Here is a 16,736-nt window from a genome sequence, read left to right on the forward strand (position 1 = left end):
CTGTCCAATTGTACTGGATTGTCTCTAGATATCCTAATGCACTTCTGTTTTAATTATTGACCGTAAATGATGTGATGTTAGTGGCAGTACTCTGATTGTGACGACAGTGAACATCAATAATTCAATGATACTTTCAACAAGCGGTTATATATGACGAATAAAAAATATAATACATATTTGGCATTTGCTCTGTGCGTGATCACAACCAGCGTCAATATCCAAGGACCACTTTATGCACTTTATGCCAGTAATGATGGCTATGGCGTCTTAGCAACCACAGTCGCATTCTCTTTTTATGTATTAGGTGTAATACCGGTATTATTAGCTTTTGGTGGGCTCTCAGATAGGATTGGACGAAAAAAGACGATTTTAATCTCTTTAGGTTTATCGATAGCGGCAACGGCTTTGATGATGGTCTACCCTTATACACGAGCGTTAGCAGTAGCACGATTTATGCTAGGCGTTGGCACCGCATTAATGGCGGCGACGGCGACCGCCTATATGATTGAACTGATTGGCGCATCCGATACGGCGCGAGCGACCACTTGGGTAACTGCCAGCACGACCATAGGCTTCGGTCTTGGCCCTGCATTAACGACGGTATCGTTAATGGTTTATGAGACTCAGCAGCCTGCCAGCTTTTTTATATTACTAGCAAGCGCGCTATTATCGATCTTTTTAGTTTGGCAATTACCAGAGACCGCGCCTAAGCGCGCCAATACAATTAAATCAATGCTCAAGCTGCCTTATTTTAATAAAGAGGTGATTTGGTATGGCGGCGGTATTTTAATTTGTTGGGCAACCACTGGATTGGTGTTGTCGATTATCCCATCAGTGCTAGCCACGCATGGACTGGCTAAATATGCTGGGATTTCCTCTATGCTGGCTATTAGTTGCGGATTATTATTTCAGCCTATGGCTCAAAAACTCGACCCACAAACATCAAGTAAGCTGGGCATTTTAATTTTACTTCCCGCGTATGCGCTGCTTGCTTGGGGCGCGCTGCATGCCAATTTACCAGCGATACTTTTAGCCGCTTTTTTAGCCAGTAGCAGCTGTTATGGATTTGTCTATTTAGGCGGACTATCAGGGGTGACGCGCTCTGCTGGCAATGAGCAAGCGCGCGCTAGTGCCGGCTATTTTTTGATGGCTTATATGGGGTTTAGTGTGCCTGTCATTTTTACGGGTTTAATTGTTGATCAGTATGGTACTACTATCGCGTTTTATGCTTTCGGGTTATTTTTAATACTTAGCGCGCTCATATTGCTTGGCAGTCATTCTATGCTAAAGCCCGATGGCACATTAGATCATATAAGCCATAATTAATTGTTAGAATAGTTATTATTACTTTATTTAGCGCAAAAACGCCCCATATAATAAACCTAGGAACGAATAATCGGGTCAATCAAGCTAATATAGTTAAAATTACTAATTGTTATAACATTTAACACTATATCATGTTATTAAGTGTAATGTCGCTATATGATCCTATTGCCAAAAATACCATTATCTATTATAATACGTCGTTCTATTGGGGATGTTCTGGCTTCGACGCTGGTGATGAAACTCAATGATGCATGTCGAGAGTGTATGTCCTCTCGTAAATCAAACATATATTGTTATAGTCGCAAACGACGAAACTTACGCTCTAGCAGCTTAAACCCTGCTTACTGCGCTGCCGATTACCTATAGTTGACCAGCCCAGTTGAAGCGTCCGTATATAGGTTCGCCACAAGGGATTGTCTCAATCGCTTGGGTTCAAAAGTAGAGAATCGTCCAATCCATCCTGCCTGTCGGATCGGTGCGGACTAAAATCAAAGACAGAATCTAAACATGTAGAGTCATGAGCGTAATGCTGGCGGACGCGGGTTCAACTCCCGCCATCTCCACCAAATATATTAAATTAAGTCAATCACTTAGGTGGTTGGCTTTTTTATGACATAATTTTGATAGGTTTTGATCTTAGAGGTTGATTATCCACTGCCCATCGATAGAGCTTTTTAAGACCATAACTTGCTGGATCGACCAGCTCTAACATATCAGCGCATGCTTCAGAACAGAACAATCGGTACTCAGGATTATAAAACCCTGGAATTATAGTTCTAATCAAAGCCAAATAGTCGTATTTAAAGCTTTTACGTTTGTTGAACCAACGTATGGCATAGTCAATATCACACATAACTGGAATCAACACCCAGTGGCTAGGCTCCATATAAATCGTCTTACGCCGCAGTCCGCCATCGCGATGACTTGAGCTAATACAATCGTAACGTTGCTCGCCCAATTCATTAATCACAAGCTCACAATGACTATAGGGAGAACCATCGATTGTACTAATAATATGGTCTAATAACTTTCCTTTTTCTGCAATGTAAAACGCCAAATAAGTGGCTTGCATGACGTACTCCTATAGTTACATTCTCCTATATACATATACAGTAGCCGGCCAGTAATTGATAACAATTGCCATAAAAAAGCCAGTCAAATTACCTGACTGGCTTTGATATTTTGTTGTTTTTTGGCCTTCAAGCCAAGACTTCATTTAGCCATTTACCAATATTTTGTATTTGCGGCATACAGACCTGATGCGCCATTGGATAAGTATTATATTCAACGTCATATCCCTTGTCTGATAACAATTGCTGTGCTTGCTGACCCAAAATTACAGGAACGACTGGATCGTGAGTACCGTGTTCGATCAATATCGGTAACTCTTTATTAGCAGTGCTATAGTCAATGTGATCATCGGTTGCCAAATACGTAGATAAGGTCATCAATCCCGCCAGCCGCTCAGGATAGCCAAGCGCGACATGATAAGCCACTGCCCCGCCCTGCGAAAATCCTGCGATAACGATATGTTCAGGTTTGACGCCACGTTCAATCTCACGACAAATCAAGTCATGGATTTGCTGAGAAGAGGTCTCTATCTGAGCCAAATCGACTTTACGCTCAAGACTCATCTCTAAAATATCATACCATGCTGGCATCACCATACCACCGTTTACTGTCACTGGGCGTTTAGGCGCATGTGGAAAGATAAAGCGTACGGCCATATCATTCGCTAAGCCTAACTGCGGTACCACTGGCTCAAAGTCATTGCCGCTAGCGCCCAAGCCATGCAGCCAAATCACTGCTCTGTCTATATTCTTTTGTGATGGGTTATGTTCAACAATGACCGCATCTAAATAATTACTCATATTCTTTAGGTTCCTTTGAATAAAATTATGGATATAAACAATTTATGCTTTCTATAGAACTGGTTTTTTTAGTAGATTTTGTTCTTTATTTTTTAGTTCCGCACAAAAAAAGCCTTTGATTGTTTCTAATTAGATAAGACTAGAATCAACAAAAGGCTGATAACGCTTTGAATGCGGTTTTAAGTAATTGATTCTACCGGTGGCTCAACATCCCCGTTTTGACCACGATGACGCAGATAATGATCGAGTAAGACAATCGCTAGCATGGCCTCTGCAATGGGCGTTGCACGCACCCCAACGCAAGGGTCATGACGACCTTTAGTTAGCATATCAATTGCTTCGCCTTCTGTATTTATGCTCTTACCAGGGGTAGTAATGCTAGAAGTCGGTTTAAGCGCGATACTGACGCTGATATTCTGACCCGACGAGATACCACCTAAGATACCGCCAGCATGATTGGCAGTGAAGCCATCTGGGGTCAGCTCATCACGAGAGCTATGCCCAAACTGTCCAGCAACAGCCATACCATCACCAATCTCTACCCCTTTTACCGCATTGATACTCATCATTGCGTGGGCAATATCAGCGTCTAAGCGATCGAATACTGGCTCACCAAGTCCGACTGGTACACCACTGGCAATAACTTCCAACTTCGCCCCGCAGCTAGTACCCTCTCGGCGTAGGTTGTCTATTAATGTCTCAAAGCGACCAACCGCCTCTTTGTCAGCAGTGAAGAACGGATTACTATTCACAAAGTCCCAGTCAATTTGGCTAGGGTCTGTGACGTTACTATATTCATTACCTATTTGGGTGACATGACCACGGATTTGCACACCCAAGCGCTCTTGGAGATACTTCTTAGCGATAGCACCAGCCGCGACTCGCATCGCTGTCTCCCGGGCTGATGAGCGACCGCCGCCGCGATAGTCGCGAAAGCCATACTTCATACTATAAGTATAATCAGCATGACCAGGACGAAAAGTATCTTTAATCTCACTATAGTCTTTTGATTTTTGATTGGTATTACGAATAAGCAGACCGATGGACGTACCCGTGGTTTTACCTTCAAACACACCGGAGATAATTTCAACTTCATCAGACTCACGGCGCTGGGTTGAATACTTAGAGGTGCCTGGTTTCCGGCGGTCTAAATCTACCTGTAAATCTTCTGCAGATAATGCTAAACCTGGAGGGACGCCATCAACGATAGCCAACAAACCTGCACCATGTGACTCACCGCAAGTGGTGACGGTGAAAACCTGACCAATACTATTACCTGCCATAACTGTCCCTAAACCCATAAAAATCTGTTTATATGTATTTACTAGTGGATCAAAAGCGCTGATTCGTTATTGACTCTTGTCCAATAACTGTACGTAATGTGCGAACAATTCACGATGCGCCATTAGCTCATCAAAAGTAATCGCAAAAATACCATGACCACCGAGTGCAAATTTTAGCCAGTCAAACTGAATGTCTGGATAAGCTTGTCTAAGCGCCCACTCACTATCACCCACTTCACACACTAACAAGCCTTCAGGACTTAGATATTCTGGCGCTTCAAATAAAATACGATGCACCAAATCCAGTCCATCTTGTCCAGCAGCCAGTGCTTGCTCAGGCTCATACAAAAACTCAGGCGGTAAGTCGGCCATGATAGCAGCATCAACATAAGGAGGATTGGTCACAATAAGCTCATATTGATTTTCAGCTGGAATCTTCGCAAATAGATCTGATTCAATGACATTGACTTGATGTCCAAGATCATGGTGATCAACGTTGACCATCGCCACTTCTAACGCGCCTTTGTCAATATCAACCGCATCGACTAAGGCATCGACAAAACGTGTCGCCAGTGCAATAGCAATACAACCAGACCCAGTGCATAGATCTAAAATACGCTCTGGTTGTGACAATTGTTTCATATCAAGCCCATGATCATAAAACACAGCCGGTTGACCATTGACAGCCGGTTGACCATTGACAGTTGCACCTAGAGGCTTTGCAAGCTCATTGACATCAAAATATGGGTGAAACTGCTGGCGGATTAACTCCGCTATGGGCGAGCGCGGAATAAGAACGCGTTCATCGACATAAAAAGGCAGATCACAAAAATAGGCCAAATTGATTAGGTAACTCAGCGGTTTTCGTTCAGCGATACGCTCTTCTAATAAGCTTAACACCTGCTGTTTTTCTGACGTCGTCAAACGGCAATCAAGTATTTGCTCGTTGGCGGCCCAATCTAAAGACAGAGAATGCAAAACAATCGCTGACGCTTCAGCAAACTCATCAGTAGTACCTTGTGCCACAACCACATCATAATTGCGTAGTTGAGTGACTGAAAAACGAATGAAATCACGTATGCTAGATAATTGTTCACGCGCCTCTTCAAGCTCGCTATGTAAGTTTGCAAATTGATCTTCTTCAGTGATTAGATCCGTTTCATCTGTATCCAACCCATCTTGTAGATTCTGCTCAAAATGTTGAGACGCTTGATCATTAGAATATTGGTTTTGAAACTCTTCTGCACTCATAGTCTGGTGTTCTGACATATCGCACCTTGTTGATTACATGCTCGTTAGTCACATGATAGTGGATTAAATAAAACGCTGTGCATGCATTATAGACGTAAACGCTATATAGCGCCAATGACTATAAATCTTACTGCAATAAAACCTTAAAGTAAGAGTTTACAGCTATCTATAGCAATAAAATTAATTGATCATTATTTAGTAATTGACCAGCATTTATTCGTTTTTTAAAATTTTTTATAAAAAGATAATCTTACTAAAAACTTGCTAATCAAACAGTTTGGGCAACATACCAGCCAAAATATCAGCCAAATATAACTATATTGTATGTCATACGTCAGCTGTTGACGCTTAGCACTCTACAGGCACAAAAAGATGTATCAAAAGTTTGCTTAGAATCTTAATTGTGCGCATAATAGCTCCATTGTAATAACCTACTATGGTCAAATATGATGAAAATAAAACCTCTTATTGCTTCTATGTCTATCGCTATCATTAGCGCTAGTATGAGTCTCAGTGCCGTTGCTGCAACCGATAATACGCGTACAACGCCAGCACGTACGGTTGACAAATTACCTGGTATTGCTGTATTGGCAAGCCTTGATGTACAAGAAAGTCGTAGCACATCAATTGATAACAATAACACAGTTGCTACGCCTAGCATCAAGCCTAAGACCACTGACAGTATGAGTGATCTGATCGACACCAAGCAAGATAACAGAATACAGTCAGCATCAGAGCCAGTCGCTGCAGACAATATGAGCGCAGCTGAGCTGACGCGTAAGGATGAACAATCTGATCGTACTGACGATATTAGTGAAGGCCAAGCTGTGGCGGGTCCTAGTGACGCCTCATCTATAGACGCAACAGATCCTTCATCTTTTGAGATGCCTCAATATGAAAAGAGTCTAGATTTCAACACTGATCCTGCGATCAAAAATATCGAAGATAAAGATGGTAAAAGATATACCACGCTTAATTTGTCAAATTATGCCAAGCAAGTAAACAATGCCACATGGTCGCCGAATATGAATGTCAATTCAGCGATGACTATCAAAATGCAGGCTTTGCTTGACTGGAACTATGCCTCTCCTGGTCCAATCGATGGTGGTTGGGGCATGAATAGTAAAAAGGCGTTAATCAACTTTCAAACGATGAAAGGATTACCAGCGACTGGTACGATGGACCAAAAAACATGGGATGCATTGACTAAGAATATCCCTGCCAATAAGCCTGTTTTAGTCACGTATACGTTGACTGAAGATGATATCAAAACCAACTTTTTGACTACGCCTTCAGGCTCGGAGGCCAAGTCAAAAGTGAAAGGTTTGTATTATCAAGACATTAAAGAGATGCTTGCTGAGCGCTTTCATATGGACATACGCTACCTTGATAAGTTAAATAAAAATAAAAACTATCGAGCGGGTGAAACCATTACCGTACTTAACACACGTAAGCCGCTCAATGAGCGTATTAATCGCGTGGTTGCTGATAAAGCAAGCAAAACACTATATGCTTATAATGATGATAAGCTGGTTGCTACTTATCCAACGACGATTGGTAGCGATGCCACTCCTTCACCTCAAGGTACCTTTAAGATTATTAATAGAGTTAAGATGCCTTGGTATAAAGCCACTGTCGGTGAAGGTGGCGACAAAAAAGTACATATGTTACCACCAGGGCCAAATAACCCCGTTGGTGTCGTCTGGATGGGTTTATCAAAGCCCTCTTATGGTATTCACGGTTCACCCAAACCTGAAGGTATCAGTCGCCAAGCATCAGCAGGTTGTGTCCGTCTAACCAACTGGGATGTATTAGAAGTTTACGCCAATATCGAAAATGGCGCGACAGTCGAGCTTAAGTAGTAGCCGACTCGATAATACTTTATTGATATATTTATCGTTCATTTTAAAAAGACCTTTATTTTAAAGGTCTTTTTTCGTTTACTGATAGATTTTTATTCGTAAATTATAGGGATCAAATATGAAGACAGTGATGTTCATAGGTTATGGATCGATGGCAAGAAAGGTGCACGAGATGCTACCTAAAAATGTCAAATTATCGACTGTATTAGCCAGTCCAAGGAGCGCAAATCATTTAACAATAGAGATGGGCGAATCTATAAATGTGATTACTTCTGTAGACGACTTACTAGAAGTTCCTGATATCGCTATTGAGATGGCGGGACAAGATGGGCTCAAAGAGCACGGTATCAAAATCTTAGAGAGAAACATACCTCTTGGGATTGTCTCAGTGGGCGCTTTTACTGATGAAAAATTTGCGATTTCGCTACATGATGCTGCAAAAAGACATGGGGTAAAAATTCATATCTTAGCAGGAGCGGTAGCAGGTATAGATGGTATCAATGCTGCAAGCTTGGCCGGACTTAGTAAAGTTATTTATCAAGGTAGAAAAAGCCCTTCGAGTTGGAAAGGCAGTTATGCTGACAAGCTTATTGATTACGACTCTTTAAAAAAAGCGACCGTATTCTTTACAGGTACTGCTAGAGAGGCTGCGACTTTATTTCCTGCCAATTCTAATGTCGCCGCAACCATTGCTTTAGCAGGGGTTGGCTTAGATGAGACACAAGTAGAGTTGATCGCCGATCCCACGCTTTCCCACAACATTCATCATATAATAGCTGAAGGCATATTTGGTAAGCTTGAAATTAGCATAACTGGACTACCATTAGCTGAAAATCCCAAAACCTCAAGCTTAGCTGCATTTAGTGCTTTACGTTTGTGTCATCAGATTGATCAAGCTCTACAAATATAAAGCATCAATGAAGCGAGGTTATATGGTCGAAAACTCCAAGTATTTCAAGTTTTATAAACCTCGAATAGCTCAAACATTATACTCGCTGACCGTCGTTATTTTCTTCACCAGTGATGCTGCCTATTTTTTTGGTGAAGAACAATCCGACTGGTATTGAGATTAAGATACCAATCACTACAGCAATCTTAATGTGCGGTATTTCATTGAATCCTGTTACCAATGCTGCGATTATAAGTACGCCAGTGATGACTGTTGCCGTCATTGAATAGATCATAGAAAATAGTGTCCAGTTCATCGCTTAATCCTCATAAATTGTGTGGGTATAACACCTTTATACGTCAAATCCACACTAATAGTAAGCTTTTAGCATATACTCACAGGGCATACATATCGACTGACTTCTCCAAAAAACCATGCTAACATAAGGGATTACTTGTCAATTCATATATTTACTTTAATCCTTCTTATTTTCTTCATCACTTCTTAATAATACGGCTCTAACAATCTGTCATCTACTATTTCTCATCATAGCGTCTGTTAACTAAAAAATTATTACGCTCTTCATGTTTTATCATTACAATAGCACTCCTCTCTTATTTGACTTGTAAAGCCACAATGCCATGACATCATCGATCAACGACTCTTCTGAACCTGCCTCTTTAAAAAAGGACACATCCAACTTTCAAGACAGTACCAACGCTAACAGTATCAATGCTACTGAGGTAAAAAAGCAAGATCCATCGGACTATGTATTAGACAGTAACCGTTTGGTTGAAGAAGACGGGCAACAAGCAAATGAAATAGAAGCAGAGGCTCAACATTCCGACCCTGAGATAACGATGACTTCACCCAGTCCAGATGTCGTTATCGCCTCTGTCGAAAATATCTCACCTCAATCAGAAACTGCGGCAGCACAAGCTGATGATAAAGATAACAACCACCACCGCACTACCGAATCAGAAAATACTTCTTCGTCTCAAACGCCTCCTACAATGCCAGCAGAACCCAATAATAACTCATCACCACCTGTGCCAAATTCGGCGTTGAACGATGATGTTGACGGCAATGTTGAACCACATCAAAGCGAGGATGAAAACGAAGAAAGTGTGAATGACACAGAAAACCATTTAACAGACGATGACAAAGTCGATAAAGTCAAAGAAGAAAAGGAAGCAAAACTTGAGTCTTATAAGCAATTTATAGCGGAGCAATTTAGCAATCAAAAGGTAGACTATCCAAAGGTGCGGCTCACTATCGAGGCCAATGCCCTACCCAGCAAAATGTATTTTATGATGAATACTCTCTCTGCCATCATTGCCAGTTATGGATTGATAACCAATTCTGCGGCAGTTGTTATTGGTGCAATGTTAGTCGCTATGATGTTAGGACCTATTACTGGTGTTGCATTGGCTATCATTGACTATCGCATGCCGCTACTGCGCAGAACGCTATTCACCGTTGTAGCTGGTGTCTCTTTAGTTATTCTGGTAGGTTTTATTGTTGGCTATATGCATCAAGGCCAACCACTTTCCTCTGAGATTCTCTCACGTACGCAGCCAACTTCAATGGACTTAATGATTGCACTCGCTGGCGGCACTGCTGGTGCTTACGCAATGGTCTCACCGCATCTGTCTGTCGCAGTGGTTGGTGTTGCGGTTGCGACTGCCCTTGTACCGCCTCTTGCGGCAAGTGGTATTTTGTTTGCCTACGGAGAGACTACGTTAGGTTTTGGTGCAGCCTTACTTGCTTTGACCAACATTATTGCCATTCAATTTACGAATGCGATGGTGCTTTGGTTTTTGGGCTTTCGTCGTTTGGTCGATGATGACTATAAATCAAACACTTATATAACGTTTTTTCGCCGTAATGCTATCGCTCTATTACTGCTAGTCGGATTAGGGGGCTATTTGACCGTTAACTTAAACGTCAGCGCCAAACAGCAAACTTTTGAAAATAACGTCAAGGACGCTATAAACAGCCATTTTATAGATAAAGGTAACGTATTAACCAACATGCAATTTGTAAAAGCTGATGGTTATCAAAATGTACGTGCGGTCATCCGTGGTGAAAAAAGTCCGACCTCTTTTGATGTACAAAATATTGAAGCGGTTATTACCCAAGATATGGCGGATAACTTTCCTGATTATTTGCCTATCAAGTTACAACTGCGTTATCTGCCTATAAAAATAATCGAATCTGATCCTTTTATCCAAAATAGACTTGACGAAACGGATGCTGCGATTTTGACTAAGTAATGTTAATACCAAACCTATCCATACTTATAAGGGTGGCATACAAAGGTGACTGATGTTTACCACACGTCTATTTGTGAATCTTCAACACACCTTATATGTTTGTGCTAAAATCGCTTGCAAAATTATTTTCTTTATTTTGTCCTTTTTATTTATCTCTATTCGTCAGTAAGGAGCCGCTGTGAGTCAGCCATTTCGCTCAGCCGATATTCGCCAAGCTTTTCTAGATTTTTTTGTGAGCAAGCAGCATACCGTTGTGTCTTCATCGAGTCTCATCCCGCATAATGATCCCACACTGCTGTTTACCAATGCCGGTATGAACCAGTTTAAAGAGACGTTTTTGGGTATGGAGCCACGTGACTACACACGGGCAGTATCTTCACAAAAATGTGTCCGTGCAGGTGGTAAGCACAACGATTTGGATAATGTTGGCTATACCGCGCGCCATCATACGTTTTTTGAGATGCTAGGTAACTTTTCATTTGGTGATTACTTCAAGCAAGCAGGTATTGCTTATATTTGGGAGTTTTTGACATCTGATGAATGGCTTGGGATAGATAAAGATCGCTTGTATGTGACCATTTACGAAACTGATGACGAAGCCTTTGATATCTGGAATAAAGACATTGGCATTCCCAGCGATCGCATCATTCGTATCGGTGATAATAAAGGCGCACCTTACGCGTCTGACAACTTTTGGACGATGGGTGATACTGGTCCTTGTGGCCCTTGTACCGAAGTCTTTTACGATCATGGTCCTGAGATTGAAGGTGGACTACCAGGTACACCTGAAGAAGATGGCGACCGCTTTATTGAAATTTGGAACTGCGTGTTTATGCAGTTTAATCGTCAAAAAGACGGCACCATGCTGCCACTACCTGCACCTAGTGTCGATACTGGTATGGGGCTTGAGCGTATTAGCGCGATTATGCAAGGCGTCCATGGCAACTACGAAATTGATTTATTCGTGCACTTGATGGATGCCGCTGCTGTTATTTTAGATATCCAAAATGAGCAGCAGTCATCGCTCAAAGTGATTGCTGATCACATTCGTGCGGTTGCCTTTTTGATTGCTGATGGTGTCCTGCCAAGCAATGAAGGTCGCGGATATGTGTTACGCCGTGTCATTCGCCGCGCTGTACGCCATGGTAATAAGCTTGGTGCAGAAAATGAGTTTTTCTTTAAGATGGTTGCACCGCTTGTGGCTGAAATGGGAGCAGCTTATCCTGAACTAAAAGATAAGCAGAGTGCGATTGAAAATGCCATCAAAAAAGAAGAAACTCAATTTGCCAAGACACTGGCACAAGGTTTACGTTTGCTTGCCAGCGAGCTTACCGACTTACAAGACGGCGATACCCTCTCTGGTGAAGCTGCTTTTAAGCTTTATGATACTTATGGATTCCCGCTTGACTTAACCGCTGATATCACTCGAGAGCGTGGTATTGTGATCGATGAAGCTGAGTTTGATGAGCACATGCAGGCACAGCGCACACGAGCACGTGATGCTGGCAAGTTTGACGTTGATTATAGTAGTGTCATTCAAGTTGAGAGCCCTACCGAATTTATCGGTTATGAGCAATTAGAAGAAAATAACGTCAATGTTATTGCCTTATACCAAGACGGTAAATCTACTGAACACTTAGATGAAGGAATGGAAGGTGTCGTCATCATTGATCGCACACCATTTTATGCTGAGGGCGGCGGACAGGTTGGCGAGCTTGGCGAAATTCGTACGACAACAGGGGTGTTTGAAGTACAAGATACCAAAAAATCTGGCCAAGCTATCATTCACTATGGTGTCGTAAATATGGGCCGCGTTAGCGTGCAGCAAACGGCGGACGCACACGTGCTTTCTGATGTTCGTGCCGCTAGTGCCAAAAACCATTCTGCCACGCACCTATTGCACGCAGCATTAAAAGTGGTATTGGGCGATGAGGTTGCACAAAAAGGCTCGCTGGTATCAAGCGATGTATTACGTTTTGATTTTGCTTATGACAAGCCCGTCAGTAGCGCTGAAATCATGCGCGTAGAACGTTTAGTCAATGAACAAATACAAGCTAACGCACCTGCTTGTATTGAGAATATGCCCATCGATGAAGCCATGCAAAAAGGCGCAGTAGCACTATTTGGTGAAAAATATGGCAGTGACGTTCGGGTCTTAACCATGGGCACAGACAGTATCGTTGACGGTCAGCGTAAGCCTTTCTCTATTGAGCTATGTGGCGGCCTTCATGTGCAGCGTACCGGTGATATCGGTGTCTTTAAAATTGTCAGTGAGTCTGGCATTGCCGCAGGTATTCGCCGGATTGAGGCCGTTACTGGTATGGGCGCGATCAAATATATCCAACAAAATGATCAGCAGCTGAGCACTTTAGCCTCCCAGCTCAAAGTCAAACGTCCTGAAGTAGCCCAGCGTGTACAGACCATGGCAGACAAACAGCGCGACTTAGAAAAACAACTGGAGCGTCTACAACAAAAAATGGCCAGTGCTCAAGCGGCCAGCTTATTAGACGATGTACAGACCATTGCAGGCACGCCAGTATTAATTAGTATGGTAGAAGGCATTGATGGTAAGTCGATTCGCCCATTGATGGATGATATTAAGTCCAAACTGCAAGACAGCGTGATCGTCTTAGTGGGTGATAAAGATGGACAGCTAGCGTTAGCGGCCAACGTAGCCAAGTCAGTCACTGCTCGTATTAAAGCTGGTGACATTGTTCGTCATCTTGCTGGCGAGTTAGGAGGTAAAGGCGGTGGTAAGCCTGATTATGCCCAAGGTGGCGCGTCCAAGACCGATAACATAGGCGCGGTTATTACAGCTCTACCAGCGTGGATTGAGTCACAACTTGGTTAACAAGAGGCTCAGAGTTCTATAACTTATCTGATTGGTTATAACTGTTATAACCAATCGCCATGTATCTAATGGCTGTTGCGACTTAAAATCAGCGTGCTAGTGTGGTATAAAGTATGGCGGTCAGCTCTTAATCCAGTCTGCCAACGAAAAAGACAATCAATAGCACAGCAGTTTTTATGATCCGGCTTTATCTTTGTTAGTATTTACCTCAAGCAATAGGAATAAATAGACTCATTACAGGTTAACACTAGCAACTTATAGACAGGCATTGATGAATAATAGGTAAATTTTATGGCTTTAATAGTGCAAAAGTATGGTGGTACGTCGATGGGCAGTATCGACCGTATCAAAAATGTCGCAAAGCGCGTCAAACGTTGGCACGATAATGGTCATCAGATTGTCGTTGTAGTTTCAGCCATGAGCGGTGAAACCAACCGTTTGATTGATCTGGCTCGCCAAATTAGTAGCCAACCAGATCCTCGCGAATATGATCAAATGGTCTCAACTGGTGAGCAAGTTTCTATCTCACTCTTAGCCATGGCAATTAAAGACCTTGGCGTGGGTGCTCGCTCAATGACTGGTCGTCAAGTAGCAATCAAAACGGATAACGCGCACAATAAAGCACGTATCGAAAGTATTGATGATAAAAACATACGTGAACAACTAGACGCTGGTAATATCGTTATCGTGGCAGGCTTTCAAGGTATCGACGAGTATGGCAATGCTACTACCTTAGGACGCGGCGGCTCTGACACTACAGGTGTTGCGATTGCAGCTGCCTTAGGCGCGGATGAGTGTCAAATTTATACGGATGTTGATGGCGTCTATACCACCGACCCACGTGTGACCTCAAAAGCCAAAAAGCTTGAAAAGATCACCTTTGAAGAAATGCTTGAAATGGCCAGTCTTGGCTCTAAGATTCTACAAATTCGCTCTGTAGAGTTCGCTGGTAAGTATGGTGTGCCCTTACGTGTACTCTCTAGCTTTGATGAAAATACCGACGGCAGCTTTGATCAAGATTTTCAAGACAATGTCGGCACCCTAATTACAATAGACGAAGGAGACAATATGGAACAGGCAATCATCTCAGGTATCGCATTCAACCGAGACGAAGCAAAAATCGTAGTACGCGGTGTACCTGACCATCCTGGTATTGCCTCTGCTATCCTAAGCCCGATTGGTCGCGCTAACATTGAGATCGATATGATTGTGCAAAATCTTTCGGATCAGGGTACAACAGATTTTACTTTTACCGTCAATCGCACTGACTTAGACAAAACCATGAAAGTGCTAAATGATGAGGTAAAAGACGAGATTGGTGCAAAAGAGATACTAGGCAATAGTGAAGTTGTCAAAGTGTCATTGGTTGGTGTCGGTATGCGCTCACACGCAGGTGTCGCTAGCCTTATGTTTCAAACGCTTGCTGAAAACAATATCAATATTCAAATGATATCGACTAGTGAGATTAAAGTTTCGGTTTTGATTCAAGATCAACATTTAGAAAAAGCCGTTAAATCACTACATACGGCCTTTGGTCTGGACCGTGAAGACGGCGATAGCAAAATTGCGGGTTTATAAAACCAATGTAAAATACTATGGTTCGTCGATTTAGTGTTGGTCATTATTGAAACCGTTAAAACTGTAAGCCTATTTTGGTAGCATTGTTTTGACGGTTTTCAATTAAATAGCTATTTATCGTTTCTAATAAGTATTTGGTTAGGAAGGTACTTTTTATACCCTTTTTGTAATTTTAACGTTATTAACGTTGTAGTTTACCTAATAGTTTTATGAAAACCCGTGACAGCATCTGTTATGCCACCTATAATGGGGGCTCATTTGGGCTAAATGAACCTACCTATCATCATCGCTTATCGTGTAACACTTTACTTATCGTATAAGGCGCCTATATTACTTTATGGTTGTCGTACATAGGTTCTATGTTATGACGATTTAGTGATGATCTGTAATTGAGATGTAATGTAATGAGTAATAATTTTTTAATGCGACATAAGGAGTGTGACGCATGCTAATTTTGACACGCCGTGTGGGCGAGACGTTAATGATCGGTGATGAAGTCAGTGTTACTGTTCTGGGCGTTAAAGGCAATCAGGTACGTATAGGTGTCAATGCACCTAAAGATATTGCAGTACATCGTGAAGAGATTTATCAGCGTATTCAGCAAGAGCGTACAGTACAATCACAGATGCAACATCTTGAACAAGGCAATTTTGCGCCATCATTTGATGACGAAGACTACTTTAATCGTTAATTTAACCTGCTTTGAGGTCATTTACTTATGAGTATCCGCCAATCAGACGTATCGGCTTTGCTTAATGGATTGAACAAAAAAGCCATTGGATTTAATGATGTTATCAGCTTTATTGATGATTTTTATCGCTATGCACCAGTGCCATTCGTAAATGGCTTACTGCATAATGATGCTGGTGAAAATGAAGGGAGTGCAAAAGTCTTTGGCTTTGCTAGACATCATGGCTTAGATCAATTAGATACCCTAAAGCTTTTCGGTGAGCATTACGAAAAGGTACAAGCTACGCCGAATGGTACAGACCATGCTAACATTCGTAATTTTTTACATTGGGGCTGGCAGGGATTTTTAATGGAAACAAATCCACTGACATTACGTCCAAACGTAGATACTACTGCACTGTAAGCTATATAGTATCTGCCACTATAAAAAAGCCACGCTATGATGATAGCGTGGCTTTTTTATATCAAGTTGATTCAGATTGTTCAACCCATTGTTCTTCAATACTATTCCATTTATCACATTACTTATCGCGAAATTTGACTGGTTGAATCGCCCCTTTAGGATTGGGCATATTAGGATAATGATGTTCATGCTCTACATCACACTCAGCTCCAACGGTTGAACCATCGTCTTTTATAGGTTTATGAATGAAGCCAGTACGCTCAGCAGGTGCTAGATGTTCGTGTTCCCAAATCATGACTGCCTGCATGCAAGTAGCACGCTGTTCAGCATTTAACTTAGTGCCATCAGCCCATTTACCTAGCTCAATAGCAACGCGGAACTTATCAACCAACTCTGGGGTTAAACTCGCTAAGATTGTTTGTTTATCCATTATATCTACTCTCTACTATTATTTTA

At 42.0% G+C, this 16,736-nt stretch carries 13 protein-coding genes, 1 other RNA gene and 1 pseudogene; 9 read left to right on the plus strand and 6 right to left on the minus strand.

Features of this window, described 5'->3' with window-relative positions:
* The first annotated feature begins 150 nt into the window (after nucleotides 1-150).
* Both Q0890_RS00695 and ssrA read left to right on the plus strand, forming a co-directional pair.
* The gene (locus tag Q0890_RS00695) at nucleotides 151-1,326 is read left to right on the plus strand and encodes an MFS transporter (RefSeq protein ID WP_299216195.1); all 1,176 of its coding nucleotides are present in this window, start codon (nucleotides 151-153) and stop codon (nucleotides 1,324-1,326) included.
* Nucleotides 1,327-1,533: 207 nt separating this feature from the next.
* Nucleotides 1,534-1,892: a transfer-messenger RNA gene (gene ssrA, locus Q0890_RS00700) on the plus strand.
* A gap of 41 nt (nucleotides 1,893-1,933) precedes the next feature.
* Here the strand turns inward: ssrA and Q0890_RS00705 are convergent.
* From Q0890_RS00705 to prmB, 4 genes are all read right to left on the minus strand, one after another.
* Entirely contained in the window at nucleotides 1,934-2,398 is a 465-nt protein-coding gene (locus Q0890_RS00705) for a hypothetical protein (protein WP_299216197.1), read from the minus strand.
* A gap of 127 nt (nucleotides 2,399-2,525) precedes the next feature.
* Complete coding sequence (locus Q0890_RS00710) at nucleotides 2,526-3,197, minus strand: dienelactone hydrolase family protein (protein WP_299216200.1); 672 nt, start codon at nucleotides 3,195-3,197, stop codon at nucleotides 2,526-2,528.
* 179 nt (nucleotides 3,198-3,376) lie between these two features.
* The gene (gene aroC, locus Q0890_RS00715; protein ID WP_299216203.1) at nucleotides 3,377-4,480 is read right to left on the minus strand and encodes a chorismate synthase; all 1,104 of its coding nucleotides are present in this window, start codon (nucleotides 4,478-4,480) and stop codon (nucleotides 3,377-3,379) included.
* A gap of 66 nt (nucleotides 4,481-4,546) precedes the next feature.
* On the minus strand, nucleotides 4,547-5,749 hold the full coding sequence (gene prmB / locus Q0890_RS00720; protein ID WP_299216206.1) for a 50S ribosomal protein L3 N(5)-glutamine methyltransferase: 1,203 nt from the start codon (nucleotides 5,747-5,749) through the stop codon (nucleotides 4,547-4,549).
* Between the two features lie 428 nt (nucleotides 5,750-6,177).
* Here prmB and Q0890_RS00725 point away from each other — a divergent pair, with 428 nt between their 5' ends.
* Together Q0890_RS00725 and Q0890_RS00730 are read left to right on the plus strand one after the other, a co-directional pair.
* Entirely contained in the window at nucleotides 6,178-7,593 is a 1,416-nt protein-coding gene (locus tag Q0890_RS00725) for a L,D-transpeptidase family protein (RefSeq protein WP_299216209.1), read from the plus strand.
* A gap of 118 nt (nucleotides 7,594-7,711) precedes the next feature.
* On the plus strand, nucleotides 7,712-8,503 hold the full coding sequence (locus tag Q0890_RS00730; protein ID WP_299216212.1) for an aspartate dehydrogenase: 792 nt from the start codon (nucleotides 7,712-7,714) through the stop codon (nucleotides 8,501-8,503).
* A 76-nt stretch (nucleotides 8,504-8,579) separates the two neighbouring features.
* On the opposite strand, the gene Q0890_RS00735 is transcribed toward Q0890_RS00730, so the two are convergent.
* Nucleotides 8,580-8,798, minus strand: a complete 219-nt coding sequence (locus tag Q0890_RS00735; protein WP_299216216.1) for a hypothetical protein — start codon at nucleotides 8,796-8,798, stop codon at nucleotides 8,580-8,582.
* 325 nt (nucleotides 8,799-9,123) lie between these two features.
* Between Q0890_RS00735 and Q0890_RS00740 the strand changes: the two genes are divergently transcribed.
* The 5 genes and pseudogenes from Q0890_RS00740 (at nucleotide 9,124) to Q0890_RS00760 (ending at nucleotide 16,280) form a co-directional block, all read left to right on the plus strand.
* Nucleotides 9,124-10,758, plus strand: a complete 1,635-nt coding sequence (locus Q0890_RS00740) for a DUF389 domain-containing protein (RefSeq protein ID WP_299216219.1) — start codon at nucleotides 9,124-9,126, stop codon at nucleotides 10,756-10,758.
* A 178-nt stretch (nucleotides 10,759-10,936) separates the two neighbouring features.
* Complete coding sequence (alaS, locus tag Q0890_RS00745) at nucleotides 10,937-13,609, plus strand: alanine--tRNA ligase (protein WP_299216222.1); 2,673 nt, start codon at nucleotides 10,937-10,939, stop codon at nucleotides 13,607-13,609.
* 291 nt (nucleotides 13,610-13,900) lie between these two features.
* Complete coding sequence (locus tag Q0890_RS00750) at nucleotides 13,901-15,187, plus strand: aspartate kinase (protein ID WP_299216226.1); 1,287 nt, start codon at nucleotides 13,901-13,903, stop codon at nucleotides 15,185-15,187.
* Nucleotides 15,188-15,632: 445 nt separating this feature from the next.
* Nucleotides 15,633-15,800, plus strand: a pseudogene (gene csrA, locus Q0890_RS00755) (carbon storage regulator CsrA); the annotation flags it as partial.
* Nucleotides 15,801-15,905: 105 nt separating this feature from the next.
* On the plus strand, nucleotides 15,906-16,280 hold the full coding sequence (locus Q0890_RS00760; RefSeq protein ID WP_299216229.1) for a HopJ type III effector protein: 375 nt from the start codon (nucleotides 15,906-15,908) through the stop codon (nucleotides 16,278-16,280).
* Nucleotides 16,281-16,398: 118 nt separating this feature from the next.
* Here the strand turns inward: Q0890_RS00760 and Q0890_RS00765 are convergent, their stop codons facing one another.
* Nucleotides 16,399-16,710, minus strand: coding sequence for a DUF1315 family protein (locus Q0890_RS00765; protein ID WP_299216232.1), 312 nt, complete (start codon nucleotides 16,708-16,710; stop codon nucleotides 16,399-16,401).
* Nucleotides 16,711-16,736: the final 26 nt, after the last annotated feature.

The organism is uncultured Psychrobacter sp. (assembly GCF_947488565.1).
In the GTDB taxonomy this organism is placed as follows: domain Bacteria; phylum Pseudomonadota; class Gammaproteobacteria; order Pseudomonadales; family Moraxellaceae; genus Psychrobacter; species Psychrobacter saeujeotis.